The sequence below is a fragment of the Kitasatospora purpeofusca genome, from assembly GCF_000718025.1.
Taxonomy (GTDB): domain Bacteria; phylum Actinomycetota; class Actinomycetes; order Streptomycetales; family Streptomycetaceae; genus Kitasatospora; species Kitasatospora purpeofusca.
This window is the reverse complement of the sequence record NZ_JODS01000025.1, coordinates 61,029-87,404: the sequence shown is the minus strand read 5'-3', so window position 1 is coordinate 87,404 and position 26,376 is coordinate 61,029. Positions and strand designations below refer to the sequence as shown.

The following is a 26,376-nucleotide window of genomic DNA, read 5'->3' as shown; positions in this document are numbered from 1 at the left end:
GGAGCGCACCGCACCGCGCCGGACCGGGCGCGGCGGTCGGTCGGGGGCGTCCGCGACGGTCGGTAGGTGGGTCGCAGCACGGTCCGTACGCGGGCCTGTGCTTATCGTCAGAGAGACGACTATGATCGTCGCCATGTCGCGTTATGACCCGTCGGCCTTCCCCCCGTTCGCAGTCACGGTCGACCTGGTCGTGCTGACGGTGCGCGAGCACGCGCTCTGTGCCCTGCTGGTCCGCCGGGGCGAGCCGCCCTACCAGGGCTACTGGGCGCTCCCGGGCGGCTTCGTCCGCCCCGACGAGGGCCTCGCCGAGGCGGCCTCGCGGGAGCTGGCCGAGGAGACCGGCCTGCGGGCCCCCTCCGCCCCCGGGCACGACGCGGCCGGGCCCGGTGCCGCCGGTGCCCACCTGGAACAGCTCGCCACCTACGGCCACCCCCAGCGCGACCCTCGGATGCGGGTGGTCAGCGTCGCCTACCTGGTGCTCGCGCCCGACCTGCCGACCCCGCGCGCGGGCGGCGACGCGAGCGGCGCCCGGTGGGCCCCGGTCACCGAACTCCTCGGCCCGGACCGGGCCGACGGTGTCCCGCTCGCCTTCGACCACGGGCTGATCCTGGCGGACGGCGTGGAGCGCGCCCGCTCCAAGATCGAGTACTCCTCGCTGGCCACGGCGTTCTGCGCGACCGAGTTCACCGTCGGCGAGCTGCGCCGCGTCTACGAGGCGGTGTGGGGCGTGGTGCTCGACCCGCGGAACTTCCACCGCAAGGTCACCGGCACCCCCGGCTTCCTGCTGCCCTCCGGTGGCACGACGACCCGTCAGGGCGGGCGCCCGGCCCAGCTGTTCACCTCCGGCGGGGCCAATGTGCTCAACCCGCCGATGCTGCGCCCGGAGTCCTGAGCCGCCCGGTCGTCACCGGTCCGGCCGGGCTCCCCGCCGGGGCCGTACCCGGCCCCGGCGCCGGACCGCGCGTCTCGGTCGCAGGATCGGATTTTCCCCTGATCGGGTGAGGTGTGCGGGCGGTCGGCCCGTGGCGCTCCCGTAATGCCCGGAATCTCCACCGCGGGCCCCTAATGTGCTGGCGCGGAACCGTGCGGGTGCGACCCGGCGCGCCGCGGACCAGGTCGGCCGAGGGCATGGGAGCAGCCAGCGATGATCCAGATCACCGGACTGACCAAGGTTCACCGAGGGGGAGGCCCCCCGGTGCTGCTGGATCTGACCTTCGAGGCCCGCCCGGGCGCGGTGACGGCCCTGCTGGGACCCGAGGGAGCGGGCAAGTCGACCGCGCTGCGGCTGATGCTGGAACTCGAACGGGGCCGGGGCGTCACCCTCTTCGCCGGCCGCACCTACCGGCGGCTGCGTCGGCCGGAGCGCGAGGTCGGTGTGCTCCTGTCCGGACCGGTCGACGCCCCCGGGGCGGCCGACCTCGCCGGGCACCCCGGCCGGAAGGCCCGGGGGCACCTCAGGATGCTGGCCGCCGCGGTCGGCGTGCCCGCCCGGCGGGCGGACGAACTCCTGGAGCGGACCAGGCTCGCGGCCGTCGCCGAGCAGCGCCTGCGCGCCTACTCGCCGGGCATGCACCGGCGGCTCGCCCTGGCGGCCGCCCTGCTCGGAGAGCCCGGCACGCTTCTCCTGGACGCGCCCACCGAAGGCCTCTCGCCGCGCAACGTGGAGTGGTTCCACGCCTTCCTGCGGTCCTTCGCCGCGGACGGGGGGACGGTCCTGGTCACCACCCGCACCCCGCAGGAGGCCTCGCAGCTCGCCGACCGGGTGGTGACCCTGGACCGGGGACGGATGGCGGCGGACGAGTCGGTGACGGAGTTCCGGCGCACCCGGCTCAGCCCGGAGGTCGCGGTGCGGGGGCCCCAGATGGCCCGGCTCGCCGATCTGCTGGCCGGTCAGGGCGCGCAGGTCCGGCGGGACGGCGGGACCGAACTCGCGGTGTCCGGCGTCGGCCGGACCGAGATCGGCGAACTCGCCTACCGCCACGGCATCCTGTTGCACGAACTCGCCGACCGGGTGGTCGAGCGGCCGGCTCCCCGGGCGGACCTGCGGGTGGTCGCGAGCGGTCCGGGCCGCCCCCGGACGCCGGAAGCCGCAGCCGCGCCGGTGCCGGAGGACGCCAGGGCGGCGACGACCGAACAGGCCGAACAGGCCGAACGGGCCGAACGGGCGGAACGGGCGGAACGGGCCGGACAGGTCGGACAGCACGACCGGACGGTGGCGATGCCGGTGGCGCGGCCCCGGGCGCTGGCCGCCGCAGCCCGGGACGCGGAGCCCGCACCCACCCTCGCCCTGCCGGTCGCGCCGCCCCCGGCCGGCGGCTCGTCGGCCTTGACCGCGCCGGTCGCGTCCGCCGCGCCGGGGCCCCGCCGCGGCGCCCGGGCCGTCACCCGGCGCGCGGTCGAAGCGGCCGAGGCGGTCGAGGCGGTCGGGGGACCGGGCGAAGCCGCCGGTACCGCGTGGCCCGGGCGCCGCGGCGGCGGGCGGCGGGAGGACGAGACCTCCCCGGTCGTCGCGGTGGACCGGCTCTTCCGGGACGGACTGACCGGCCTGGCGCGCTCGGCACAGGCCCCGGCGGCCGCGTCGAAGGCCGAGGCCCACGAGCGCCCGGGGGAGGCGGCCGACGGACTGCTGGGCGACGACACCGTCCGCCTGGGCCGCGTCACCCGCCCGCAGCCCGACCGGGCCGACCGGCCCGCGCCCGACCGGCCCGTGCCCCATCGGTCGGCCTCACCGGGCGCGGCCCCGGCCGGGCCCGTCGTCCCCGTCACCTCTGACCTTCGGAGCGAGTGAACCGTGCGAGTTCTGGCTTATGAGCTGCGCCGGGTGCGCGGCCTGCGATCGACCTGGCTGCTGCTCGGGCTCGTGGTGGTCTGCGACGCGGTGGTCGCCGGTGTGCTGGCGGGCCAGGTGGGGGACCGGACCCTCGGCGGCGCGGCCGCGGTGCGGCTGCTGACGGCGGCGGTGCCGCTGGTGCCGCTGCCGTTCGCGGCGCTGGGTGCCGGAGTCCTGGGCGCGCTGGCGTACGGCCACGAGGTGCGGCACCGGGGGCTGGCGGCCTCGCAGGTGTCCTACCCGCGCCGGGTCCGGCTGCTGACGGCCAAACTGGCGGTGACCGGCGCCCTCGCGGCGCTGCTCGCCCTGGTCACGCTGCTGATCGACGCGGTGACCGTGCACTTCGCCCTGCCCGCCGGGGTGACGGTGGCGGCCTGGTCCGACCCGGCCGCGCTGTCCGCCCGGGTCGCGGAGGCGCTGGCCCAGTCGGGTCCCGGCGGGCTCGTCGACGTGCTGCCGCCGGTGGCGGCGCCGCTGGCCCTGGTGGCCGGCCAGGGGGCGCCGGCGGCGCTGCTGGCCTTCGTACTGCTGGTGGTCGTGGCGGGCTGGACCGGGGTGCTGACCGCCGCGCTGACCCGGAGCGCCACCGCCGGAGTGCTGCTGCTCTGCGCGCTGCCGCCGCTGCTGGAGTCCGCGGTGGCGCTGGTGCTCCGGCAGAGCGGGACGCCCTGGCCGGCCCGGGCGGCGGAACTGCTGCCGTTCCCGTCGGGGATCGAGTGGGCGTACGGATGGGTGTACGGCGGGGACGGCCGGGTTGCGGGCGGCGGAGTTCTGTCGGCGGCTCCGGCCCTGACCGATCCGGCGCTGCTGGCCGCCGCGGTGGCGCCGGTGCTGGTGTTGCTGCTGGTCACCCTGGTGGTGCAGGCCCGGCGCCGGGCGCTCTGAGTCCGCGGCACGCCGGGGCGGTTCGCCAAGATCGACCAAGGGTGACCGTAATGAGTGGTTCACCCTGATAAGAAGTCAATTATCCAGTCACGGGCGATCACCCTTTCGTGTGCTTTTCACGAGAATTCTCAAGCTGTGCCCGCCGATCGCCGACAAAGGAGCTGTGAGTACCCTTGCGCACCCCACCATGACCTCCGCCCGTTCCGCCGATGGGGCCATCCCCGGTTCGGCCGACCTGGACCGCTACTCCTACGCCGACCGGCCCATCCCGCCGGCGCCCCGCTGGGAGGGCGCCGAGTCGGACCTCGCCCGGGTCGGCCGCAAGACCACCAGCAGCCGGGGCCGAGGCCTGCACGGCCAGCTCGTCCAGCAGCTGGGCCAGATGATCGTCTCCGGCGACCTCGGCGCCGACCGGCCGCTCGTCCCGGAGGAGATCGGCCAGCGGTTCGAGGTCTCCCGCACCGTCGTCCGCGAGTCGCTGCGCGTGCTGGAGGCCAAGGGCCTGGTCAGCGCCCGCCCCAACGTCGGCACCCGGGTCCGCCCGGTCAGCGACTGGAACCTCCTGGACCCGGACATCATCGAGTGGCGCGCCTTCGGCCCGCAGCGCGACGAGCAGCGCCGGGAGCTGTTCGAGCTGCGCTGGGCGATCGAGCCGCTGGCCTCCCGGCTGGCCTCCGGCCACGGCCGGGAGGACGTCCAGCAGCGGCTGGCCGAGCTGATCGAGATCCTGGGCCACGCCTGCGCCCAGGCGGACCTCGCCACCTACGCCCGGGCCGACGCCGAGCTGCACGTGCTCATCCTGCAGCTGGCCGGGAACCGGATGCTGGAGCACCTCTCCGGGATCGTCGCCTGCGCGCTCCAGGTGTCCGGCGGGCCGGCCACCGCCTGCGAGCGGCCCTCGGAGGCCTCGGTCGGGATGCACGCCCGGCTGGTGGAGGCGCTCGGCTCCGGCGACGGCAGTGCCGCCGAGAACACCATGCGGGCGCTGCTCACCGTCCACCCCGAGATCGAGCCGTCCGTCCCGGCGCCCCGGGAGCACTGAGCGGACCGTTCGGCGACCCGACACCGCCGCCCCGCCCCGCGACCTGCTCCCCGACCCGCCCCGTCGTGGTCCGACATCCGCGATTCCTCCGCGGCCTCCCGAAGTCCCCCTCGCGACCCCCGGCCCCCCGGCTGCCGCCACGGTGCGGCCGGGGGGTCTCCGTACATCCGGGGCCGCGCGGGAACGGAGGGGCGGAGGGGGCGGCGGAAGCCGAGGGCGAACGTGGGGACGGAGGGGGCGGAAGCGGCACCCCGGCGGTGGTTCGACGGTTGTTCGACGGCGGGTTCGACGGCGATTCGGAGCAGGCCCGCACCCGCCGGACAGTGGAATGGCGTGTCCATGGTGAATGGTTCGGTCGCGGGTGGGGGATGATGGAGGTCGGCCCCGGGCCGCGGCCGCCCACCGGTGTGACCCGCGACACGAAGGCCATGCGTAACACTTGACGAGCAGCAGCGATGTCTCCTGAGCGGGAGCAGCTCCGGAATAACCCAACGTGTCAGAATGCTGTGTTGGTCCGCGGCGCTGCTGCCGTCCTGCAAACCCAGACCTCAAACCCGAGTCGGTCGGAATCGACACCGCGTGCCCGACGCGCGATCTCCTTCCCCGCCCGCTCGGGCGGCCGGTACGGGTTCGAGTCCACTCATCGTCCGAGAGGTTGTTCGTGTCGGCCAGCACATCCCGTTCGCTTCCCCCCGAGATCGCCGAGTCCGCGGCTCTGCTGGCGCTCATCGAGCGGGGCAAGGCCCAGGGGCAGATCGCCGGTGACGACGTACGCCAGGCGTTCGAGGCGGACCAGATCCCGGTCACCAAGTGGAAGAACGTCATGCGCAGCCTCAACCAGGTTCTGATTGAGGAGGGGGTGGACCTCATGGTCAGCGCGGCCGAACCGGCCGGCGCCAAGCGCAAGAGCGTTGCTGCCAAGAGCCCCGCCAAGCGCACCGCGACCAAGGCGGTCACCACCCGGAACCCGGCCGCTCCGTCGGCCCCGACCAAGCCGCCCGTGCGCATCGCGCCCGGCGCGCCCGTCTCCACGCCCACTGTCGCGGCCGCCGCCGCGCCGGTCAGCACCGTCTCCGCCGAGATCACCGTCGAGGGGGCGACCGTCGGCACCGAGGTGAAGGCGGCCGTCGCCAAGAAGGCCGTGGCCAAGAAGGCCGTCGCCAAGAAGACCGCCGCGCCGGCCAAGAAGGCCGCCGCCAAGAAGACCACCACCGCCAAGGCCGCGGGCAAGGGCGGCGAGGAGGAGGTCCTCGGCGAGGAGGAGATCCTCGAGGACGTGGCCCTGCCCGGCGACAAGCCCGCCGCCGAGGGCGACGCCCCGGAGGAGGAGTCGGAGGGCTTCGTCCTCTCCGACGACGACGAGGACGACGCCCCGGCCCAGCAGGTCGCCGTCGCCGGTGCCACCGCCGACCCGGTCAAGGACTACCTGAAGCAGATCGGCAAGGTCCCGCTGCTCAACGCCGAGCAGGAGGTCGAGCTCGCCAAGCGGATCGAGGCCGGCCTGTTCGCCGAGGACAAGCTCTCGGCCGCCGACAAGCTCGCCCCCAAGCTCAAGCGCGAGCTGGAGATCATCGCCGAGGACGGCCGCCGGGCCAAGAACCACCTGCTGGAGGCCAACCTCCGCCTGGTGGTCTCGCTGGCCAAGCGCTACACCGGTCGCGGCATGCTCTTCCTGGACCTCATCCAGGAAGGCAACCTCGGTCTGATCCGTGCGGTCGAGAAGTTCGACTACACCAAGGGCTACAAGTTCTCCACCTACGCGACCTGGTGGATCCGCCAGGCGATCACCCGAGCGATGGCCGACCAGGCCCGCACCATCCGTATCCCGGTGCACATGGTCGAGGTCATCAACAAGCTGGCCCGCGTCCAGCGCCAGATGCTCCAGGACCTGGGCCGCGAGCCCACCCCGGAGGAGCTGGCCAAGGAACTCGACATGACCCCCGAGAAGGTCATCGAGGTCCAGAAGTACGGTCGCGAGCCCATTTCGCTGCACACCCCGCTCGGCGAGGACGGCGACAGCGAGTTCGGTGACCTCATCGAGGACTCCGAGGCGGTCGTCCCGGCCGACGCGGTCTCCTTCACCCTGCTCCAGGAGCAGCTGCACTCGGTCCTGGACACCCTGTCCGAGCGCGAGGCGGGCGTGGTCTCGATGCGCTTCGGCCTGACGGACGGTCAGCCGAAGACGCTCGACGAGATCGGCAAGGTGTACGGGGTCACCCGTGAGCGCATCCGCCAGATCGAGTCGAAGACCATGTCCAAGCTGCGTCACCCGTCGCGTTCCCAGGTGCTGCGCGACTACCTGGACTGATCGACGGTTCGGCACCGACGGTCCGACCGGAAGGCCCGGAGCTTCGCGCTCCGGGCCTTCCGGCTGTTCGGGAGGGGTGGACGTCACCGTCCGGGTGGCCCTTGTCGCTCGTCCGGGTGGCGGTGCGGCACAGAGCGGTCGCGGACCGTGGTCGGTCACCTACGCTGTGCCGGTTGCCTGCTGCCGAGCCACCTGGAGACACGGTGCCGCCCACCCCGGACCGTCCGGACCGCGCCGACCCGCCGACCGACGCGCCCCGCGCCGCACGCCCCGCCGCGCGCGCGGCCGGGGCCGCCGCCGGGCCCGCTCGCGCCCGGCTGCCCCGTCGGCGCCGGGCCGCCGTGCTGACGCTGCTGGCCGCGCTGCCCGCGCCGCTGCTGGCCCTGGACCCGGCCACCGCCGCCGCGCAGGCCCGGCCGCAGGGGAGGATCGTCGGCGGAACGACCGAGAGCACGGGCGACCACCCGTGGGTGGTGGCCCTGGCCAGTCGGCAGCAGTTCGGCTCCGGCCGCTCGGGCCAGTTCTGCGGGGGAGCACTGGTCACCCCCACCAAGGTGGTGACGGCGGCGCACTGCTTCTACGACGAGTCCGGCGGGCACCAGGTGGACCGGCCCGGGCTGCGGGTCGTGGTCGGCCGGGACGACCTGCGCGGCACGGTCGGCCGGGAGGTGGAGGTGCGGGAGGTCCGGATCCACCCCGACTACTCCTTCACCACCAATATGAACGATGTGGCGGTGGTCACACTCGCCGAGTCGCAGGGGAGCCGGCCGGTGATCGACCTGGTCGGCCAGGGCGAGACCGAGCCGTACCGCGCGGGGACCCCGGCCCGGGTCTACGGCTGGGGGGACACCACCGGCCACGGCGACTACTCGCCCCAGTTGCGCGGCGTGGATGTGCCGATCATCGCGGACCAGACCTGCGCCCAGGCCTACCCGGGCGGCCAGGACGGGCGTTTCGACGCCCGGGGCATGGTGTGCGCGGGCGAGCAGCGGGGCGGGAAGGACGCCTGCCAGGGCGACAGTGGCGGGCCGCTGGTGGTCGCGGGCCGGCTCGCGGGGCTGGTGTCCTGGGGGACGGGCTGCGCCGAGGCCGCGCACCCGGGCGTCTACACCAGGATCGGCTCGGTCTCCGACGCGGTCCGCTCCCTGCTGTAGCCGAACGGGCACGGGCCGCCGCCCGATCGGGCCGCTTCCGGGGCCCGGTGGTCCGGTGACCGGCGGTTCGCGAGCCGGCGGTCCGGAAACAAGAGGTCCGGGAACGACGAAGCCGGGCGGCCGACCCTTGGAAGGGCGGTCGCCCGGCTCAACCGGTCACACGCGGTGTGCGGCCGGACACAGCTCGACGTCGGTCTGCTGCTGGAGGCGCTCGGGATCAGCGCTCGTCGTCGTTGGCCGTGGCGGCGGTGGTGCCGAGGCGGTTGCTCTCGTCCTGTATCTCCACGGCGATCTTCTTGAGCTCCGGCTCGAACTTCCGGCCGTGGTGGGCGCAGAAGAGCAGCTCTCCACCGCTGGCGAGTACGACGCGCAGGTAGGCCTGGGCGCCGCAGCGGTCGCAGCGGTCAGCCGCGGTGAGCGGGCTCGCAGGGGTCAGAACAGTAGTCACGTCGCCTCTTCTCTAGCTCGACGAGCTGTCGTACCAGGGTCAACATCCAACCAGGCCGAAAACGTTCCCGCTCGTGGCTTTTCTTCTCTGAGGATTCTGCTGTCGTTGATGAGGACGTGCCCCGGGGGCCGGTGGTTCATGCGTACCGGATCCCAGGATCCGCCCGCGGCTCGAACGCCCGATCGGAACCGGGTGCGGGAGTCCGCGTAGCATAATCCTCTGCTGGGTTGGAGCATAAGCCCCGTCCCGGGCCCCGGTAGCCTGCATAACGGCAGTTCCGGAGCCTGTGCCCGGTCCCACGGTCCGCCAGGAGCAGTGGTACCGGGAGGAGATGGCGCCCCGGCGTCCCGAATCCGGCACGGCTCTTGTTCGCGGAGCGCGTACAAGCTGCGCGGGACCGGCCTGCCGTGCTGTGCACCCAGCGGAGGGGTGCGCACACGGAGGGGAACGGCTGTCGGTGCGGTGTGCTGCACTGGCGGACGCTCCGGACCTGTCCGGATGTGCCCCGATGTGACCGATGAGACAGAACTTCACCGAGGAGAGTGCCGCGTGAGTGCCGAAACGACCGTGCCGTCCGCTCTGCTGGCCGGCGACGACGGTTCCAACTACACCGCTCGGCACCTGCTCGTCCTGGAGGGCCTGGAGGCGGTCCGCAAGCGTCCCGGCATGTACATCGGCTCGACCGACAGCCGCGGCCTGATGCACTGCCTCTGGGAGATCATCGACAACTCGGTGGACGAGGCGCTGGGCGGCTACTGCGACCGGATCGAGGTCGTCCTGCACGAGGACTCCTCGGTCGAGGTCCGTGACAACGGACGCGGTATCCCGGTGGACGTCGAGCCCAAGACCGGGTTGTCCGGCGTCGAGGTCGTGATGACCAAGCTGCACGCCGGCGGCAAGTTCGGCGGCGGCTCCTACGCGGCCTCCGGCGGTCTGCACGGCGTCGGCGCCTCGGTGGTCAACGCGCTCTCGGCCCGACTGGACGTCGAGGTCGACCGCAGCGGCCACACCCACGCGATCAGCTTCCGGCGCGGCACCCCCGGCATCTTCACCGAGGCCGGCCCGGACGCCCCGTTCGAGGCGGCCAACGGCCTCAGCCGCGCCCGCAAGGTGCCCAAGACCCGCACCGGGACCCGTATCCGCTACTGGGCGGACCGGCAGATCTTCCTCAAGGACGCCAAGCTCTCGCTGGAGCACCTGCACAACCGGGCCCGGCAGACCGCCTTCCTCGTCCCCGGCCTGACCATCCTGGTGCGTGACGAGCGGCTCACCGAGAGCGAGCAGGTCGACGAGAGCACCTTCCACTTCGACGGCGGCATCGCCGAGTTCTGCGAGTTCCTGGCGCCGGACAAGCCGATCAGCGACGTGCTGCGGCTGCACGGCGAGGGCACCTTCAAGGAGACCGTGCCCGTCCTGGACGAGCTCGGACACATGACGCCGACCGAGGTCACCCGGCAGCTCGGGGTGGACATCGCGCTGCGCTGGGGCACCGGTTACGACACCACGCTGCGCTCCTTCGTCAACATCATCGCCACCCCCAAGGGCGGTACCCACGTCACCGGCTTCGAGCGTTCGCTGGCCAAGACCGTCAACGAGGTGCTGCGGGCCACCAAGCTGCTGCGGGTCGCCGAGGACGACGTCACCAAGGACGACGCCACCGAGGGCCTCACCGCCGTGGTCACCGTCCGGCTGGCCGAGCCGCAGTTCGAGGGCCAGACCAAGGAGGTGCTCGGCACCTCGGCGGCCAACCGGATCGTCGCGGCCGTCGTCGCCAAGGAGCTCAAGGCCTTCCTCACCTCCGGCAAGCGGGACGAGAAGGTCCAGGCCCGGGCGGTGCTGGAGAAGGTCGTGGCCGCCGCCCGCACCCGGGTCGCCGCCCGCCAGCACAAGGAGGCCCAGCGCCGGAAGACCGCGCTGGAGACCAGCTCGCTGCCGGCGAAGCTGGCCGACTGCCGCAGCGACGACGTCGACCGCAGCGAACTCTTCATCGTCGAGGGCGACTCCGCGCTCGGCACCGCCAAGCTGGCCCGCAACTCCGAGTTCCAGGCCCTGCTGCCGATCCGCGGCAAGATCCTCAACGTGCAGAAGGCGTCCGTGAGCGACATGCTCAAGAACACCGAGTGCGCGGCGATCATCCAGGTGATAGGGGCCGGTTCGGGCCGCACCTTCGACATCGACCAGGCCCGCTACGGCCGGGTCATCTTCATGGCCGACGCCGATGTCGACGGCTCGCACATCCGCTGCCTGCTGCTGACCCTGTTCCAGCGGTACATGCGGCCGATGGTCGAGCAGGGCCGGGTCTTCGCGGCCGTGCCGCCGCTGCACCGGATCGAGCTCACCAACCCCAAGCGCGGCCAGGAGAAGTACCACTACACCTACTCCGACGCCGAGCTGCGCTCCACCCTGCTGGAGTTCCAGCGCAAGAACCTGCGCTGGAAGGACCCGGTCCAGCGGTACAAGGGCCTCGGCGAGATGGACGCCGACCAGCTGGCCGAGACCACCATGGACCCGCGCCACCGCACGCTGCGCCGGATCAACCTGGGCGACCTGGACCAGGCCGAGAAGGTCTTCGACCTGCTGATGGGCAACGACGTGGCGCCGCGCAAGGAGTTCATCGTGGACTCGGCGGCCACCCTGGACCGTTCGCGCATCGACGCCTGAGCGACCCCGCCGGAAGGGGCCCTCCACCCGTGGGTGGAGGGCCCCTTCGCGTCTGTTCCACCCGCCGTCCACCCCGGCGCCGATCAGCCGCGGGCGGCGGATCCGTAGCGTCGGAGAGGTCAGACAGAGCCCTCCCGGACGGAGAACCCCGATGTCCACCCTGGTCGACGCCGCCCTCGTGGTCGTGGTGATGGTGCTCGTGCTCCGGCGGCAGATGAGCCCCCGGCGCCTGGACACCGACCGCCGGTTCTGGGTGCTGCCGCTGGTCCTCGCCGCCGTCGCGCTGAGGGATCCGCAGCTGGTCGACCGGGGGCACACCGCCTGGTCGGTCGTCCTGCTCGGCTGCGGGGTGGTGGCGGTGCTCGCGGCCGGCTCGGTGTGGGGCTGGACCGTCCGGCTGTGGCGGGAGGCGGACGGGGCGCTCTGGTCCCAGGGCACCCGGGCCACGCTGGCCGCCTGGGGCGGGATGGTCGCGATCAGGGTCGGCCTGTTCGGGCTCGGGGCGGCGCTGCACCTGCGGCAGTCGAGCAGCGCGCTGCTGCTGAGCCTGGCGGTGCTGCTGCTGGTCCGCTCGCTCGTGGTGCACTGGAGGGCGCGGGCCCTCGTGACCCCCGGGCGGGTCACCCTGATGTCCTGACCACCGCTGTGCGTACGAGGAGGCCCTCCCTTGGTCGAGGTCGACCGGTTCTGGACCCGCTGGCCGTCCCGCGAGGGGCTGGAGCGCGACGCCGACAGCCGCCCCCGGCGGATCCTCGCCGGGCTCGGCCGGCTCGCCCTGCTGACCACGGTCTGCTGGGGGACCTTCTCCGACGGCCGGTACTCCGGCTGGGCGGTGGTGGCCGAGGCCGCCGGGCTGGTCGCGGCGGTCGTGCTGGTCGTCGGCTTCCTGCACGCCTGCCGGAAGCAGCGCCCGGTGCCGGCGTACGCGCTGGCGGCCGGACTGTCCGCGACCGCCTGGCTGGCCAACGCGGGGCACGCCTACCTGCTCGCCGACGTGCTCTGGTACGGGCTGGCGGTGACCGCGCTGATCCGGCTGCCGCCCGGGCCGGCCCTCGTCACCGCCGGGGCCTCGCTCGGCTCGTACGCGGCGGTCAGCTGGGCCGGCACCCTGAGCATCGTGGCCACCTGCGGCGGACTGCTGCTGCTCGGCTACCTGCTGCGGCTGGACGTCGAGGCGCGCGGGACGGCGCGGCGGCTGCTCGTCCAGGAGCGGGCCGCGCGGGCCGCCGAGGCGGAGAGCGCGGCGCTCGCCGAACGGGCCAGGATCGCCCGGGAGATCCACGACGTGCTCGCGCACAGCCTCTCCGCCCAGCTGGTGCACCTGGAGGCGGCCCGGCTGATGCTGGACGCCGGCACCGACCGGGAGCAGGTCCGGGAGCGGGTGGTGGCCGCCCGGCGGATGGCGCAGGACGGGCTGGCCGAGACCCGGCAGGCGCTCTCGGCGCTGCGCGGCGAGTTCACCCCGGTCGGCGACTACCTGGTGGAGCTGACCGGGCGGGAGCGGGCGGAGTTCCGGGTGGCCGGGATGCCGCGTCCACTGGCCGCCGAGGTGGGGCTCGCGGTCCGGCGCACGGCGCAGGAGGCACTGACCAATGTGCGCAAACACGCCCCCGGCGCGCGCTGCGCGGTGGAGCTGCGCTATCTGCCCGAGGAGGTGGAGCTGGAGGTGCGGGACGAGGCCGCGGGCGGCGCGGGAGCGCCCGGCGGGCTGGCGGCGAGCGGTGGCGGGTACGGTCTGCTGGGGATGCGCGAACGCGCCGAACTGCTCGGCGGCAGCCTGCTGGCGGGCCCGCACGAGGGAGGATGGCGCGTGCTGCTGCGAGTGCCGGCATGACGGGGCCGGCGGTGACCAGGGTGCTGGTCGCGGACGACCAGACGGTGGTCCGCGAGGGCATCGTGATGCTGCTCGGGCTGCTGCCGGGGATCGAGGTGGTCGGTGCGGCGGCGGACGGCGAGGAGGCGGTCGCGCTGGTCGCGCGGCACCGTCCGGACGTGGTGCTGATGGACCTGCGGATGCCGCGCTGCGACGGCGTCGAGGCGACCCGGCGGATCCGGGCCGGGTACCCGGGCACCGAGGTCGTGGTGCTCACCACCTATGCCGACGACGAGTCGCTGTTCCCGGCGCTGCGGGCCGGGGCGCGGGGGTATCTGACCAAGGACGCGGGCGGCGAGGAGATCGCCCGGGCGATCGCGGACGTCCGCTCGGGGGCGGCCGGGCTCTCGCCGCAGGTGCAACTGCGGCTGCTGGAGCGACTGTCGGGCGAGGCGGCGGCGGGGACGGCGGGGACGGCAGGAGTGACCGGGGCGGCCGGCCCGGTGCCGTCCGGGGAGCCGGCCGCGGGCCCGGTCGCGGTGCCGCCGGACGGGCTGACCGCGCGGGAGGCGGAGGTGCTGGGGCTGATCGCGGAGGGCCTCTCCAACACCGAGATCGCCCGCCGGCTGTACGTGAGTCCGGCGACCGTGAAGACCCACATCAACAACCTCTTCGCCAAGACCGGCGTGCGGGACCGGGCGCAAGCGGTCGCGTACGCCTTCCGACACGGAATCACCGGGTCGCCGCAGTAGTCGGATGAGCGTCTGTCGGATCATCGATCACCTCATCGAGTGAACGTATCTGCGTTGGGAGTTTGGGGAGTTGGGGCGCCCCCATGATGGTTCGGGTCACAACCCCCCGGTCCAGGAGCAGCCGTGCCACAACCGCAGACGAGAAGTCCAGAGCCGGGCGGACAACTGGACTGGTGGGCCTCGGCACCGGCATCGCCACCCGGATCACCACCGGTGCCGGCCCCGACGGCCCCCACGGCCCCGGCGGTGTCCGCACCGTCGGCCGGGGCCGATGCCGAGGGCGGACCCTCGGACGACGCCAGCACCGAGGTCTACCGCTCCGTCCAGAACAGCCTGGCCTTCCAGCGGATCCGCCACAGCTACCGCTCCTTCGTCTTCCCGGTCAGCGGTGTGTTCCTCGCCTGGTACCTGCTGTACGTGGCCGCCCAGGCCGCCGCCCCCGGGCTGATGCGCACCCCGGTCGCTGGCCCGGTCAACGTGGCCTGGCTGCTCGGCCTGCTGCAGTTCGCCACGACCTTCCTGCTGACCTGGCTCTACGCCCGCAACGCCCGCACCCAGCGCGACCGGGCCGCCCTGTCGCTGCGCTGGGACACCCAGGACCAGTTGCGATGAGGACCGCCACCCCGCCCCCCGTGGCCCCCGCCGGCGACCACCACGACCTGGCCGTGGTGCTGTTCGCCGTCATCGTCCTGGTCACCCTCGGGATCACCTTCTGGGCCGGCCGCCGCCGAGGCGGCGGCGCCGACGACTTCTACGCCGGCGGCCGCGACTTCACGCCGCTGCAGAACGGCTTCGCGCTCTCCGGCGACTACCTCTCCGCCGCCTCCTTCCTCGGCGTCGCCGGGCTGATCGCGCTGTTCGGGTACGACGGCGTGCTCTACAGCATCGGCTTCCTGGTGGCCTGGCTGGTGGTCCTGATGCTGGTCGCCGAGCTGGTCAGGAACGCCGGCCGGTACACCCTGGCCGATGTGCTGGCGCTGCGGCTGCGCCGGCGCAAGGTCCGGGCCGCGGCCGGCGGCGCCAGCGTCGTGGTCACGCTGTTCTACCTGGTCGCCCAGATGGTCGGCGCGGGCAGCCTGGTCGCCCTGCTGCTCGGCACCAACAGCGCCGAGGCCAGGACCTGGACCATCGTGGCGGTGGGCGGTCTGATGATCGTCTATGTCACGGTCGGCGGGATGCGGGCCACCACCTGGATCCAGATCGTCAAGGCGTTCCTGCTGGTCGCCGGCTCGGTGCTGCTGACGGTGCTGCTGCTGGTGCGCTTCCACGGCGACGTCGCCGAGCTGATGCGGCAGGCGGCCCAGCACAGCGGCGCCGGCCAGCGCTACCTGGAGCCCGGGCTGAAGTACGGCAAGAGCTTCACCAGCCGACTGGACTTCTTCAGCCTCGGCCTCGCCCTGGTGCTCGGCACCGCGGGTCTGCCGCACATCCTGTCCCGCTTCTACACCGTGCCCACCGCCCGGGCCGCCCGGCGCTCGACGATGTGGGCGATCGGTCTGGTCGGCGGCTTCTACCTGATGGCCATCGCGCTGGGCCTCGGCGCCACCGCGCTGGTCGGCTCGGCGGAGGTCCGGCACGCCAACGCGGCGGGCAACACCGCCGTCCCGCTGCTCGCGCTGGTGCTCGGCGGCGGCAACGGCTCCACCGGCGGGGTGGTGCTGTTCGCGGTGATCTCGGCCATCGCCTTCGCCACCATCCTCGCCGTGGTCGCCGGGCTCACCCTGGCCTCCTCGGCGGCCTTCGCCCACGACATCTGGGCGGGCGCCTGGCGGGGGCGTCCCCGTCGCACCCGCGGCGGCCGCGGGGTGCGGGGCTCGCGCGGCCGGCGGGCGCTCGTGCCGGCCTCCCGGCGGGCGCGCGGCGGTGCGGACGCGGCGACCGGAACGACGACGGCGGAGCGGACCGAGGACGGGGCGCCGGTGACCACCGAGCGCCAGGAGGTGCTGGTCGCCCGGATCGCGGCGGTCGGGATCGGCGCGGTGGCGATCGTGCTGAGCCTCTTCGCGCAGCAGCTGAACGTCGCCTTCCTGGTCGGCCTGGCCTTCGCCGTGGCCGCCTCCGCCAACCTGCCGGTGCTGCTCTACAGCCTGTTCTGGCGGCGGTTCACGCCGCGCGGCGCGGTCTGGTCGGTGTACGGCGGGCTGATTCCGGCGGTGGTGCTGGTGGCCTTCTCGCCGGTCGTGTCCGGTACCAAGGTGGCGCTCTTCCCCGGCGTGGACTTCCACTGGTTCCCGCTGGAGAACCCGGGCCTCGTCTCCATCCCGCTGGGCTTCCTGGCCGGGTGGATCGGCACCCTCACCTCGCCCGAGCCGGCCGATCCGGACCGGTACGCCGAGCTGGAGGTCCGCTCCCTGACCGGGGCCGGGGCCGCCTGACGGCGATGCCCGGCCGTGGCCCGGCCGATGTCCACGACCCCCGGCGGAGCCCCGTCGGGGGTCGTGCCGTTCTCCGCTCCCGGGGAGGGGCGGGCCGCTCAGAGCTCCCGCAGGGAGGTGACCTCCATCCGGGACGGCGTGCCCGCCGCCTTGCCGCAGCTCTCGGGCCGGGCCGGCTCGCTGACGCCCTCGGCCACCTCGACCTCCCAGGACCGGCCGTCCTCGTGCCGGACGTCGACCCGCCAGCGGCCCGCGCCGTCCGCCCGCTGGGCCAGGGTCAGCGCGTCCGCCCGGGTCTCGCCGGTGACCAGCCGCACGGCCTGGTCGGCGGCCTGGCTCGGCCGGTCCCAGCCGGAGCAGCCGCGCGACCACTCCGGCGCCATGTGGCCGGCCGCGGTGGCCGCCAGCACCTCCTTGGCCGACTCGGCGGTCAGCCGTCCGTAGGTGTAGCCGTACGGCAGGACCAGCATCGTGGGGGAGAAGCGGTGCCCGCCCAGGTGCGTCACCTCCCACACCTCGCTGTGCCCGGCGGCGGCCAGTTCGGCCGCGAGCGGGCGGCCCAGCAGGGCGCAGCAGCGGTCGCGGCGGCCGTTGGTGCACACCAGGGCGATCGGGCCGCCGATGTGGGGGGTTCCGAAGCCTCCGTGCTCGCCGGCGCCCAGCGCGGTGAAGTCCAGGGCGAGCAGTTCCGCCGGGTCCGTCACCTGGCCCCGGCGCACCCAGCTCCGGCCGGGCGTCGGGACGGTGTGCGCCACGACCACCTCGTGCCGGGCGGTCGGCAGGCAGTCCGCGTGCCGGCCGGGGCGGCGGATCAGCGCGACCCGGACGCCGGTGCCGCCGGTCGCGGCGTCCAGCGCGCGGCCGACCTCCGGGTCCAGGTGGCTCTGGGCGAGCGCCTTGGCGCCCCACGGGCCGGTCTGTTCGACCAGCAGCCAGGTGGTGGCGGTCGCGGCGGTGGCGGCCAGCGGCTCCGACAGTTCACGCGACAGCGTCGCACAGGTGCTCACGGCGGTAAGGCTACCCTTGCCGGTCCTCCGCGGCCCGGCCGACCGCGTCGGTGCGGGGCGGTGCGGTGCGAGGTGGCCCGGCCGCCGGGGCGCACCGCGACGGGAGGCCCGTGACCCGTGCCCGCCCGGGAACGCCGGAGGGGCGCCGACCGAGCGGGTCGGCGCCCCTCCGGGCATGGGCGGGCGGACCTAGACGGGCCCGGCCACGGTGCTGATCGGGCTGCTCACCGGGGTGCCGGAGCCGTCCCGGCGCGGGTCGCGCTCCGGCAGGTCGACCGGCGCGCCCTTGGGGCCGGCGGCGCGGGCGGGAGCCGGACCGGCCCAGGCGAAGGCGAGCGCGTCCTCGCCGCGCAGGAAGCGCTGGCAGCGCACCCCGCCGGTGGCCCGGCCCTTGCGCGGGTACTGCTCGAAGGGGGTGACCTTCCAGCTGGACTGGGCCTCGCCGGTGAGGGTGCCGGAGGCGCCGGCCACCGAGACGACCACCGCGTCGACGGCCGGGTCGACGGCGGTGAAGGAGAGCACCCGGGCGCCGTCGGACAGCTTGACGCCGGCCATGCCGCCGGCCGGCCGGCCCTGCGGGCGGACCTGCCCGGCGGGGTAGCGCAGCAACTGGGCGTCGGAGGTGATGAAGACGAGGTCCTCCTCGCCGGTGCGCAGCTCGACCGCGCCGACCACCTCGTCGCCGTCCTTGAGCCCGATCACCTCGAACTCGTCCTTGTTGGCGGGCCATTCGGGCACCACCCGCTTGACGACGCCCTGGACGGTGCCCAGCGCCAGGCCGGGGGAGGACTCGTCGAGCGTGGTCAGCGCGAGCACCCGCTCGTTGTCCTCCAGCCGGAGGAACTCGGTGACGAGCGCGCCGCCGGCCAGCGTCGGCGACGGGGTGGGCGGCAGCGCCGGCAGGTCGATGACCGGCAGTCGCAGGACCCGGCCGGCCGAGGTGACCACGCCGATGTCGGCGCGGGCGGTGGTCGGCACCGCGGAGACGATCACATCGTGCTTGGCGCGCTTCTCCGACACCTCGAACGGCTCGCCGTCGGCGGTGCGGGCGAGCAGGCCGGTGGAGGAGAGCAGCACCCGGCAGGGGTCGTCCGCGACCTCCAGCGGAACGGTCAGCGAGGCGGCCGGAGCGGCGCCGGCCTCCAGCAGGACGGTGCGCCGCTCGGTGCCGAACTGCTTGGCGACGGCGCCGAGTTCGGTGGAGACCACGCTGCGCAGCCTGGTGTCGGACTCCAGGATCTCGGTCAGCTCGGCGATCTCCGAGTTGAGCTTGGCCTGCTCCTGCTCCAGCTCGACCCGGTCGAAGCGGGTGAGCCGGCGCAGCGGGGTGTCGAGGATGTACGCGGTCTGCGTCTCGCTCAGCGAGAAGCGCTCGATCAGGCGCTCCTTGGCCTGGGCGGCGTTGTCGCTCGACCGGATGAGGGCGATGACCTCGTCGATGTCGACCAGGGCGACCAGCAGGCCCTCGACCAGGTGCAGCCGCTCCTGGCGCTTGCGGCGGCGGAAGTCGCTGCGCCGGCGGACCACCTCGAAGCGGTGGTCGACGTAGACCTCCAGCAGCTCCTTGAGGCCGAGGGTGAGCGGCTGGCCGTCGACCAGCGCCACGTTGTTGATGCCGAAGGTCTCCTCCATCGGCGTCAGCTTGTAGAGCTGCTCCAGCAGGGCCTCGGGCACGAAGCCGTTCTTGACCTCGATGACGAGGCGCAGCCCGTGCTCGCGGTCGGTGAGGTCCTTGACGTCCGCGATGCCCTGGAGCTTCTTCGCGTTGACGAGGTCCTTGATCTTGGAGATGACCTTCTCCGGGCCGACGTTGTACGGCAGCTCGGTGACCACGATGCCCTTGCGGCGGGCGCTGACGGCCTCGATGGTCGTGGTGGCGCGGATCTTGAAGGTGCCGCGGCCGGACTCGTAGGCGTCCCTGATGCCGGAGAGGCCGACGATCCGTCCGCCGGTGGGCAGGTCGGGGCCGGGGACGAACCGCATCAGGGTGTCGAGGTCGGCGCTCGGGTGCTTGATCAGGTGCCGGGCGGCGGCGACGACCTCGGAGAGGTTGTGCGGCGGCATGTTGGTGGCCATGCCGACGGCGATCCCGGTGGCGCCGTTGACCAGCAGGTTGGGGAACGCCGCCGGGAGGGCCAGCGGTTCCTGCTCGCTTCCGTCGTAGTTGGGGCCGAAGTCGACGGTCTCCTCGTGGATCGACTCGACCATGGCCATCGAGGCGGCGGTGAGCCGCGACTCGGTGTAGCGCATCGCGGCCGGCGGGTCGTCGTTGCCGAGCGAGCCGAAGTTGCCGTGGCCGTCGATCAGCGGCAGCCGCATCGAGAACGGCTGGGCCATGCGGACGACCGAGTCGTAGATGGAGGCGTCACCGTGCGGGTGCAGCCGGCCCATCACCTCGCCGACCAGGCGGGCGCACTTGACGTGGCCGCGCTCCGGGCGCAGGCCCATCTCGTTGGCCTGGTACAGGATGCGGCGGTGCACCGGCTTGAGGCCGTCCCGCGCGTCCGGGAGGGCCCGGGAGTAGATGACGGAGTAGGCGTACTCGAGGAACGAGCCCTGCATCTCGTCCACGACGTCGACGTCGAGGATGCGCTCCTCGAAGTCTCCGGGGGGCGGGGTCTGCGAACTGCGGCGGGCCATCGCGGCGGGGCTCCCTTACGTCTCGCTTGCTTCTCGTCCACGTCTCGTCGGCGCGGTCTCGCCGGGCTGTCGGCTGTGCTGTCAACAGGGCTCGGCGCCCCCATTGTGGACCCTCCCGCCGACAGTCCCGGCCAGCGCCCCTCTTCCGCCCCTGGCGAACGTCCTGTCCGCGCGGACACATCCACGGCGCTCGCGCGTTGCACCACAATGGGGGACGCCACACGAAAGACCCCCGACGTCGACGACGGGAAGGACCCGAGCGCATGGCCAACCCGGCCCCCGCCTCCGAGCAGCGAGGCATCGCCATCACCGAGCACCGCCTGGCCAATGGCCTGCGCGTCGTCCTCTCCGAGGACCACCTGACCCCGGTGGCCGCGGTCTGCCTCTGGTACGACGTGGGCTCCCGGCACGAGGTGAAGGGCCGCACCGGACTGGCCCACCTGTTCGAGCACCTGATGTTCCAGGGGTCCGCCAACGTGTCCAACAACGGGCACTTCGAGCTCGTCCAGGGCGCCGGCGGCTCGCTCAACGGCACCACGAGCTTCGAGCGCACCAACTACTTCGAGACCATGCCGGCCCACCAGTTGGAGCTCGCGCTCTGGCTGGAGGCGGACCGGATGGGCTCGCTGCTGGCCGCCCTCGACGACGCGTCGATGGAGAACCAGCGCGACGTGGTGAAGAACGAGCGCCGCCAGCGGTACGACAACGTGCCCTACGGCACCGCGTTCGAGCGGCTCACCGCGCTGTCGTTCCCGGACGGCCACCCGTACCACCACACCCCGATCGGCTCGATGGCCGACCTGGACGCGGCGACGCTGGAGGACGCCCGGGCGTTCTTCCGCACCTACTACGCGCCCAACAACGCGGTGCTCTCGGTGGTCGGCGACATCGACCCGGAGCAGGCGATCGCCTGGGTGGAGAAGTACTTCGGCAGCATCCCCGCGCACGACGGCAAGCAGCCGCCGCGCGACGGCTCCCTGCCGGAGAGCATCGGCCGGGAGATCCGCGAGCTGATCCGCGAGGACGTGCCCTCCCGCGCGCTGATGGCCGCCTACCGGCTGCCGCACGACGGCACCCGCGAGGCGGACGCCGCCGACCTGGCGCTGACCGTCCTGGGCAGCGGCGAGTCGAGCCGGTTGTACAACCGGCTGGTCCGCCGGGACCGCACCGCCGTCGCCGCGGGCTTCGGCCTGCTGCGGCTGTCCGGTGCGCCGAGCCTGGGCTGGCTGGACGTCAAGACCTCGGGCGACGCCACGGTCGAGCAGATCGAGGCCGCCGTCGACGAGGAGCTGGCCCGGTTCGCGGCCGAGGGCCCGACCGCGGCCGAACTGGAGCGCGCCCAGGCGCAGATCGAGCGCGAGTGGCTGGACCGGCTCACCACGGTGGCCGGCCGCGCCGACGAACTCTGCCGCTACGCCGTGCTGTTCGGCGACCCGAAGCTGCTGAACGACGCCCTGCCGAAGGTCCTCGACGTCACCGCCGAGGAGGTGCGGGCCGTCGCCGCGGCCCGGCTGCACCCGCAGAACCGGGCGGTCCTGGTGTACGAGCCGACCACGGCCGAGGACACCGCCGCCGACACCGCTGCCACCGCCGAGACCGACGAGGAGGGCGCCGCCGTATGAGCACCGAGTACGTCCCCGCCATGACCTTCCACCCGCAGCCCCAGCCCGGCACGCCCACCCCGTGGGCGTTCCCGGCGCCGGAGCGCGCCGCGCTCGGCAACGGCATCACGGTGCTGCACTGCCACCGCCCCGGCCAGCAGCTGGTGGCCGTCGACGTGCTGCTCGACGCCCCGCTCGCGGCCGAGCCGGAGGGCCTGGACGGCGTCGCCTCGATCCTCGCCCGGGCGCTCAGCGAGGGCACCGACACGCTGACCGCCGAGGAGTTCGCGGCCGAGCTGGAGCGGGCCGGCGCCACCCTGGACGCGCACGCCGACCACCCGTGCATCCGGGTCTCGCTGGAGGTGCCGGCCTCCCGGCTGGCCCGCGGCCTGGACCTGCTGGCCGCCGCGCTGGGCAGCCCGGCGCTGCCGGAGGACGAGATCGAGCGGCTGGTCGCCAACCGGCTGGACGAGATCGTGCACGAGCAGGCCAACCCGGCCCGGCGGGCCGCCAAGGCGCTGTACGCCTCGCTGTTCGACGCCGCCGACCGGCTCTCCCGCCCGCGCGGCGGCAGCGCCGAGACGGTCAAGACCATCGACCGGGCCGCCGTCCGGGCCTTCTACGAGGGGCATGTGCGGCCCGCCACCACCACCGTGGTGGTGGTCGGCGACCTCACCGGCACCGATCTGCCGGCCCTGCTGGAGTCCACCCTCGGCGGCTGGAAGGGCGCCCAGGCCGCGCCGGCCGCGCACGCCCCGGTGACCGGTGACGACACCGGCCGGGTGATCATCGTGGACCGGCCCGGTTCGGTGCAGACCCAGCTGCTGATCGGCCGGATCGGCCCGGACCGGCACGACCCGGCCTGGGCCGCGCAGATCCTCGGCACCTACTGCCTGGGCGGCACCCTCACCTCCCGGCTGGACCGGGTGCTGCGGGAGGAGAAGGGCTACACCTACGGCGTGCGGGCGTTCGCGCAGCCGCTGCGCTCGGCCCCGGACGGCAGCGGGCGCGCCATGCTGGCGATCAGCGGCTCGGTGGACACCGCTTCCACCGCCCCGGCGCTGGCCGACACCTGGACCATCCTGCGCACGCTGGCCGCGGAGGGGCTCACCGACGCGGAGCGCGAGGAGGCGGTGCAGTTCCTGGTCGGGGTGGCGCCGCTGAAGTACGAGACGGCGGGTTCGGTGGCCGGCACCCTGGCCGACCAGGTCGAGCAGCACCTGGCGGACGACTTCCAGGCGGAGGTCTACCGGCAGCTGGCCGAGCTGTCGACCGCCGCCGCCACCGAGGCCGTGGTGAGCGCCTTCCCGCCGGACCGGCTGGTGACGGTCCTGGTCGGCGACGCCTCGGCGTTCGCGGACCAGGTGCGTGAGCTGGGCATCGGCGAGGTGACCGTGATCGGGGCCTGATCCGGCGCCCGGTCCGGCAGCGGACCCCGGGGCCCGGTGGAGCGTTGCGACGCTCCGCCGGGCCCTTTCGCGTGCCGGCGGCGGTACCGGCACCGCCGCGGGCCCCCGTGCTGCTGATTCCCGGGCCGCTGACTTCCCGTGCTGCTGATTCCCGGGCCGCTGACTTCCCGTGCTGCTGATCCCCGGGCCGCTGACTTCCCGTGCCGGCGTTAATTCCCTTGCCGGGGTGGCGCGCTGCGTGGCTAGATATCCCCGGCAACCGGTGCACACACGGAGAGGAGGCGGTCACCATGCGGGTCGAGTCCTATCGACAGTGCTCCCCGAGACTGTCCTCCCGAAGCCCCTTCGCGGTCTGAGCACCGCTCCCGCGTCGGCCGAGCGCCGCCGCCCCCGCTGACGTCCCCGAACCGCGCCGGGTCTTTCGCGCGGTACCTGCCTACGCTTGAACCGTCCGACCCCAGGAGGTCGTTGAACCATGTCGTACACCGAGGTACCCGGCGTCCGGACTCCGATCCGGATGTGGACCGACCCGGCCACCGTCGAGGGCCAGGCCATGGAGCAGCTGCGCAACATCAGCTCGCTGCCCTGGCTGCACGGCCTCGCCGTGATGCCCGACGTCCACCTGGGCAAGGGGGCGACCGTGGGTTCGGTGATCGCCATGCGCGGCGCCGTCTGCCCGGCCGCGGTCGGCGTGGACATCGGCTGCGGGATGAGCGCGGTGAAGACCTCGCTCACCGCGAAGGACCTGCCGGACGACCTGTCGCGGCTGCGCTCGCAGATCGAGCGGACCATCCCGGTCGGGCGCGGTCTGCACTCCGACCCGGTCGACCCGGGCAAGCTGCACGGCGTCCCGACCGCAGGCTGGGACGACTTCTGGCAGCGGTTCGACGGGGTCGCCTCCGAGGTGAAGTGGCGCCGGGACCGGGCGGCCCAGCAGATGGCGACGCTCGGCGGCGGCAACCACTTCATCGAGGTGTGCATCGACGACACCGGCGCGGTCTGGCTGATGCTGCACTCCGGTTCGCGCAACATCGGCAAGGAACTGGCGGAGCACCACATGGGCGTGGCCCGGTCGCTGCCGCACAACCAGGGCCTGATCGACCGTGACCTCGCGGTGTTCATCGCGGACACCCCGCAGATGGCCGCGTACCGGCAGGACCTCTTCTGGGCGCAGGAGTACGCCAAGCGCAACCGGGCGTTGATGATGGCGCTGTTCCAGGACGTGGTCCGGCGCGAGTTCCCCCGGGCGAAGGTCGTCTTCGACGAGGTGATCAGCTGCCACCACAACTACGTCGCGGAGGAGCGCTACGACGGCGTCGACCTGCTGGTCACCCGCAAGGGTGCGATCCGGGCCGGGGCCGGTGACTACGGGATCATCCCGGGCTCGATGGGCACCGGGTCGTACATCGTGCGCGGACTGGGCAACGAGGCGTCGTTCAACTCGGCCTCGCACGGCGCCGGCCGGAAGATGAGCCGCACCGCGGCGAAGAAGCGGTTCAGCACCAGCGACCTGGTCGAGCAGACCGCGGGCGTGGAGTGCCGCAAGGACGCCGGGGTGGTGGACGAGATCCCGGGCGCCTACAAGTCGATCGAGAAGGTGATCGAGCAGCAGCGGGACCTCGTCGAGGTCGTGGCGCACCTGAAGCAGGTGGTCTGCGTCAAGGGCTGAGCGCCCTCCGGCGTCCGTCGCACGAAGCCCCCGGCCCCCGGCCGGGGGCTTTCGCGTGCCCGGACCCGGCGGCTCAGACGCTGTCGCGCCGGGGGTTCAGCCGCCGGTAGCCGGGGTGCACCCCGGCGGTGAGCTGCTGCGCCTCGGCGATCCGACGCAGCAGTCCGGCCAGGGCGATACGTTCCTGCGGGTCGAGGCCGGTGCAGAGCGCCTCCTCGTGGGCGAGTGCCGCCTCGGCGAGCCCGCGCATCGCCTCCTCGCCCTTGGGCGCGAGGTAGAGGTCCTGGAACCGGCGGTCCTTGGGGTTGCGGCGGCGCTCGACCAGTCCGCGTTCCTCGATGGCGTCGATGAAGGCCACGAACCGGCTCGGCGACATGCCGAGCCGCCGGGCGAGTTCCTGCTGGTGCTGGCCGGGGGCCAGGCTGACCGCCCGGAGCAGGCCCGCCTGGGCCGGGGTGAGATCCAGCTCGGCGACCCGCCGGGCGAAGGCCTGCGAGGCGTGCTCACCCAACTGGGACAGCAGAAATGCGACTTGGGCTCCCTGCGGTCCCGGATGGGGCGACGGGGCGCGGTCGGGAGGTTCGGTCATGGAAACACGATACCAGTGGACAATGATGTCCCCGAGTGAACTATTCTAGACAAGGAACTACCGGCGTCGGTGCCGACCCGTCCGTCGTCGGCCTCCGGACCACCCATCGACCCGTTTTCGACTGGAGTGCCCCTCATGACCACGACATCTGCGGTGCCGGCCGCCTCCGCCCGGCGACAGCAGTCAGGTCCCCCCTTGCTGCTCCCCGCCGTGGCGTTCGCGGCGCTGATGGTGGTGTCCATCGTGTTGGCCCGGCAGACCCCTCTGCCCACCGATTCGGCGGCCGACACCCTCGCCTACTACAAGGACCACGCGACCGCCGCCAAGGTGTCCGGGACGCTGCAGTTCGCCGCCTCGCTGCCGCTCGCGGTCTGGGCCGCGATCGTCTACCAGCGGCTGCGCCGCCTGGGCGTCACCGCCCCCGGCCCCGGCATCGCGCTGGTGTCCGGAGTGCTCGCCTCCGCCGCGATGGCGCTGTGCGGCCTCACCGTCTGGGCCGCCTCCCGCTCCGGTGACCTCGGCGACGCCTCGCTGGCCCGCTCGCTGGCCGACCTCACCTTCGCCTCCGGCGGGCCCGGGCACGTGGTGCCGTTCGCCGTGATGCTGGCCGGGGTGGCCGTGCCGATGCTGCTGCTCGGCTTCGGGCCGAAGGGCTTCGCCTGGGCCGGCCTGGTGCTCGCCGGGATCGGCGTGCTGGGGACCCTGGCCCTGCTCTCCACCAGCCTCGGCTTCTTCCTGCCGATCGCCCGCTTCGGCGGCCTGATCTGGCTCATCGCGGCCAGCGTGATCCTGCCCAAGCAGCGTCCGCGCCGCACGCCGGGTGCCGAGGTCGACCCGGCCTGACCGGGGACCCGGTGTTCTGACTGCTCCGGCGCGGTGACGGCCCGGACCCCCCGTTGGTGGTGCTCCGGGGGGTGGGGCCGTCCCGGCCGGGGGCGGGCGGCGGGGGAGCGGCGCCGGGAGGCGCGGTCGACCCGGTCGCTACCGAGCGGGCCGCAGGGCTCGTGAGGAAAAGGGAGGGCGGCGCGGCGGTGTCCTGGGGAGGAAGGCCGCCGCGCCGCCTACCGTCGTACGGCGACCGGAGGGGGGTCGCCGGCCGGCGGGGTGGTGCGGGTGCGGTCCGGGGGGCGGACGCGCCTGGTACGGGAGTGGCGTGGGTGAAAGGGGTTCGCCCGACGGGCCCGTGAGTCGTG

The 26,376-nt window shown here is 73.7% G+C and carries 20 protein-coding genes; 16 read left to right on the top strand and 4 right to left on the bottom strand.

The annotated features are described in order from the left end of the window. Window positions 1-133 precede the first annotated feature (133 nt). From IF01_RS0129500 to IF01_RS0129475, 6 genes are all read left to right on the top strand, one after another. The gene (locus IF01_RS0129500; protein WP_030396627.1) at window positions 134-892 is read left to right on the top strand and encodes an NUDIX hydrolase; all 759 of its coding nucleotides are present in this window, start codon (window positions 134-136) and stop codon (window positions 890-892) included. Between the two features lie 303 nt (window positions 893-1,195). After that, the gene (locus IF01_RS44400) at window positions 1,196-2,788 is read left to right on the top strand and encodes a DUF8746 domain-containing protein (protein WP_167349779.1); all 1,593 of its coding nucleotides are present in this window, start codon (window positions 1,196-1,198) and stop codon (window positions 2,786-2,788) included. 3 nt (window positions 2,789-2,791) lie between these two features. Further along, window positions 2,792-3,715, top strand: a complete 924-nt coding sequence (locus tag IF01_RS42460) for a hypothetical protein (RefSeq protein WP_157855380.1) — start codon at window positions 2,792-2,794, stop codon at window positions 3,713-3,715. A gap of 109 nt (window positions 3,716-3,824) precedes the next feature. Next, window positions 3,825-4,757 (top strand): FadR/GntR family transcriptional regulator, encoded by a 933-nt coding sequence (locus IF01_RS0129485; protein ID WP_078880415.1) that lies wholly within the window; start codon window positions 3,825-3,827, stop codon window positions 4,755-4,757. Between the two features lie 655 nt (window positions 4,758-5,412). Next, window positions 5,413-7,065, top strand: a complete 1,653-nt coding sequence (locus tag IF01_RS0129480) for an RNA polymerase sigma factor (protein WP_078880414.1) — start codon at window positions 5,413-5,415, stop codon at window positions 7,063-7,065. Window positions 7,066-7,382: 317 nt separating this feature from the next. Next, window positions 7,383-8,219, top strand: coding sequence for a S1 family peptidase (locus tag IF01_RS0129475; RefSeq protein ID WP_030396622.1), 837 nt, complete (start codon window positions 7,383-7,385; stop codon window positions 8,217-8,219). A gap of 217 nt (window positions 8,220-8,436) precedes the next feature. On the opposite strand, the gene IF01_RS0129470 is transcribed toward IF01_RS0129475, so the two are convergent. Continuing rightward, entirely contained in the window at window positions 8,437-8,667 is a 231-nt protein-coding gene (locus IF01_RS0129470) for a DUF7455 domain-containing protein (RefSeq protein ID WP_030396621.1), read from the bottom strand. 549 nt (window positions 8,668-9,216) lie between these two features. Between IF01_RS0129470 and IF01_RS0129465 the strand changes: the two genes are divergently transcribed. From IF01_RS0129465 to IF01_RS0129440, 6 genes are all read left to right on the top strand, one after another. Continuing rightward, window positions 9,217-11,328: a DNA gyrase/topoisomerase IV subunit B gene (locus IF01_RS0129465; RefSeq protein ID WP_030396620.1), complete on the top strand. Its 2,112-nt coding sequence runs from the start codon at window positions 9,217-9,219 to the stop codon at window positions 11,326-11,328. 151 nt (window positions 11,329-11,479) lie between these two features. Then, on the top strand, window positions 11,480-11,965 hold the full coding sequence (locus IF01_RS0129460; RefSeq protein ID WP_051742860.1) for a hypothetical protein: 486 nt from the start codon (window positions 11,480-11,482) through the stop codon (window positions 11,963-11,965). A gap of 30 nt (window positions 11,966-11,995) precedes the next feature. Further along, window positions 11,996-13,162 carry a sensor histidine kinase gene (locus IF01_RS0129455; RefSeq protein ID WP_030396618.1) on the top strand — a complete coding sequence of 389 codons (1,167 nt, stop codon included), beginning with the start codon at window positions 11,996-11,998 and terminating at the stop codon, window positions 13,160-13,162. Continuing rightward, entirely contained in the window at window positions 13,159-13,893 is a 735-nt protein-coding gene (locus IF01_RS0129450) for a response regulator transcription factor (protein WP_030396617.1), read from the top strand. Before IF01_RS0129455 ends, IF01_RS0129450 begins: the two co-directional genes overlap by 4 nt. 246 nt (window positions 13,894-14,139) lie before the next feature. Beyond that, window positions 14,140-14,505, top strand: a complete 366-nt coding sequence (locus IF01_RS42455; protein WP_051742876.1) for a DUF485 domain-containing protein — start codon at window positions 14,140-14,142, stop codon at window positions 14,503-14,505. After that, on the top strand, window positions 14,502-16,268 hold the full coding sequence (locus IF01_RS0129440; RefSeq protein ID WP_051756466.1) for a solute symporter family protein: 1,767 nt from the start codon (window positions 14,502-14,504) through the stop codon (window positions 16,266-16,268). Before IF01_RS42455 ends, IF01_RS0129440 begins: the two co-directional genes overlap by 4 nt. A 98-nt stretch (window positions 16,269-16,366) precedes the next feature. Here the strand turns inward: IF01_RS0129440 and IF01_RS0129435 are convergent, their stop codons facing one another. Then, entirely contained in the window at window positions 16,367-17,275 is a 909-nt protein-coding gene (locus IF01_RS0129435) for a ferredoxin family protein (RefSeq protein WP_030396614.1), read from the bottom strand. Between the two features lie 189 nt (window positions 17,276-17,464). Beyond that, window positions 17,465-19,915 carry a DNA gyrase/topoisomerase IV subunit A gene (locus IF01_RS0129430; RefSeq protein ID WP_030396613.1) on the bottom strand — a complete coding sequence of 817 codons (2,451 nt, stop codon included), beginning with the start codon at window positions 19,913-19,915 and terminating at the stop codon, window positions 17,465-17,467. Window positions 19,916-20,178: 263 nt separating this feature from the next. Between IF01_RS0129430 and IF01_RS0129425 the strand changes: the two genes are divergently transcribed. The 3 genes from IF01_RS0129425 to IF01_RS0129415 all read left to right on the top strand — a co-directional run bounded on the left by IF01_RS0129425 (window position 20,179) and on the right by IF01_RS0129415 (window position 24,594). Then, window positions 20,179-21,537 carry a M16 family metallopeptidase gene (locus IF01_RS0129425; protein WP_030396612.1) on the top strand — a complete coding sequence of 453 codons (1,359 nt, stop codon included), beginning with the start codon at window positions 20,179-20,181 and terminating at the stop codon, window positions 21,535-21,537. A gap of 20 nt (window positions 21,538-21,557) precedes the next feature. Then, complete coding sequence (locus tag IF01_RS0129420; protein WP_030396611.1) at window positions 21,558-22,925, top strand: M16 family metallopeptidase; 1,368 nt, start codon at window positions 21,558-21,560, stop codon at window positions 22,923-22,925. A gap of 475 nt (window positions 22,926-23,400) precedes the next feature. After that, the gene (locus IF01_RS0129415; RefSeq protein WP_030396610.1) at window positions 23,401-24,594 is read left to right on the top strand and encodes an RtcB family protein; all 1,194 of its coding nucleotides are present in this window, start codon (window positions 23,401-23,403) and stop codon (window positions 24,592-24,594) included. A gap of 73 nt (window positions 24,595-24,667) precedes the next feature. On the opposite strand, the gene IF01_RS0129410 is transcribed toward IF01_RS0129415, so the two are convergent. After that, window positions 24,668-25,105 carry a MarR family winged helix-turn-helix transcriptional regulator gene (locus tag IF01_RS0129410; RefSeq protein ID WP_231978555.1) on the bottom strand — a complete coding sequence of 146 codons (438 nt, stop codon included), beginning with the start codon at window positions 25,103-25,105 and terminating at the stop codon, window positions 24,668-24,670. 273 nt (window positions 25,106-25,378) lie between these two features. On the opposite strand from IF01_RS0129410, the gene IF01_RS0129405 reads away from it, so the two are divergent. Then, on the top strand, window positions 25,379-26,026 hold the full coding sequence (locus tag IF01_RS0129405) for a DUF4386 domain-containing protein (RefSeq protein ID WP_078880412.1): 648 nt from the start codon (window positions 25,379-25,381) through the stop codon (window positions 26,024-26,026). Window positions 26,027-26,376 lie beyond the last annotated feature (350 nt).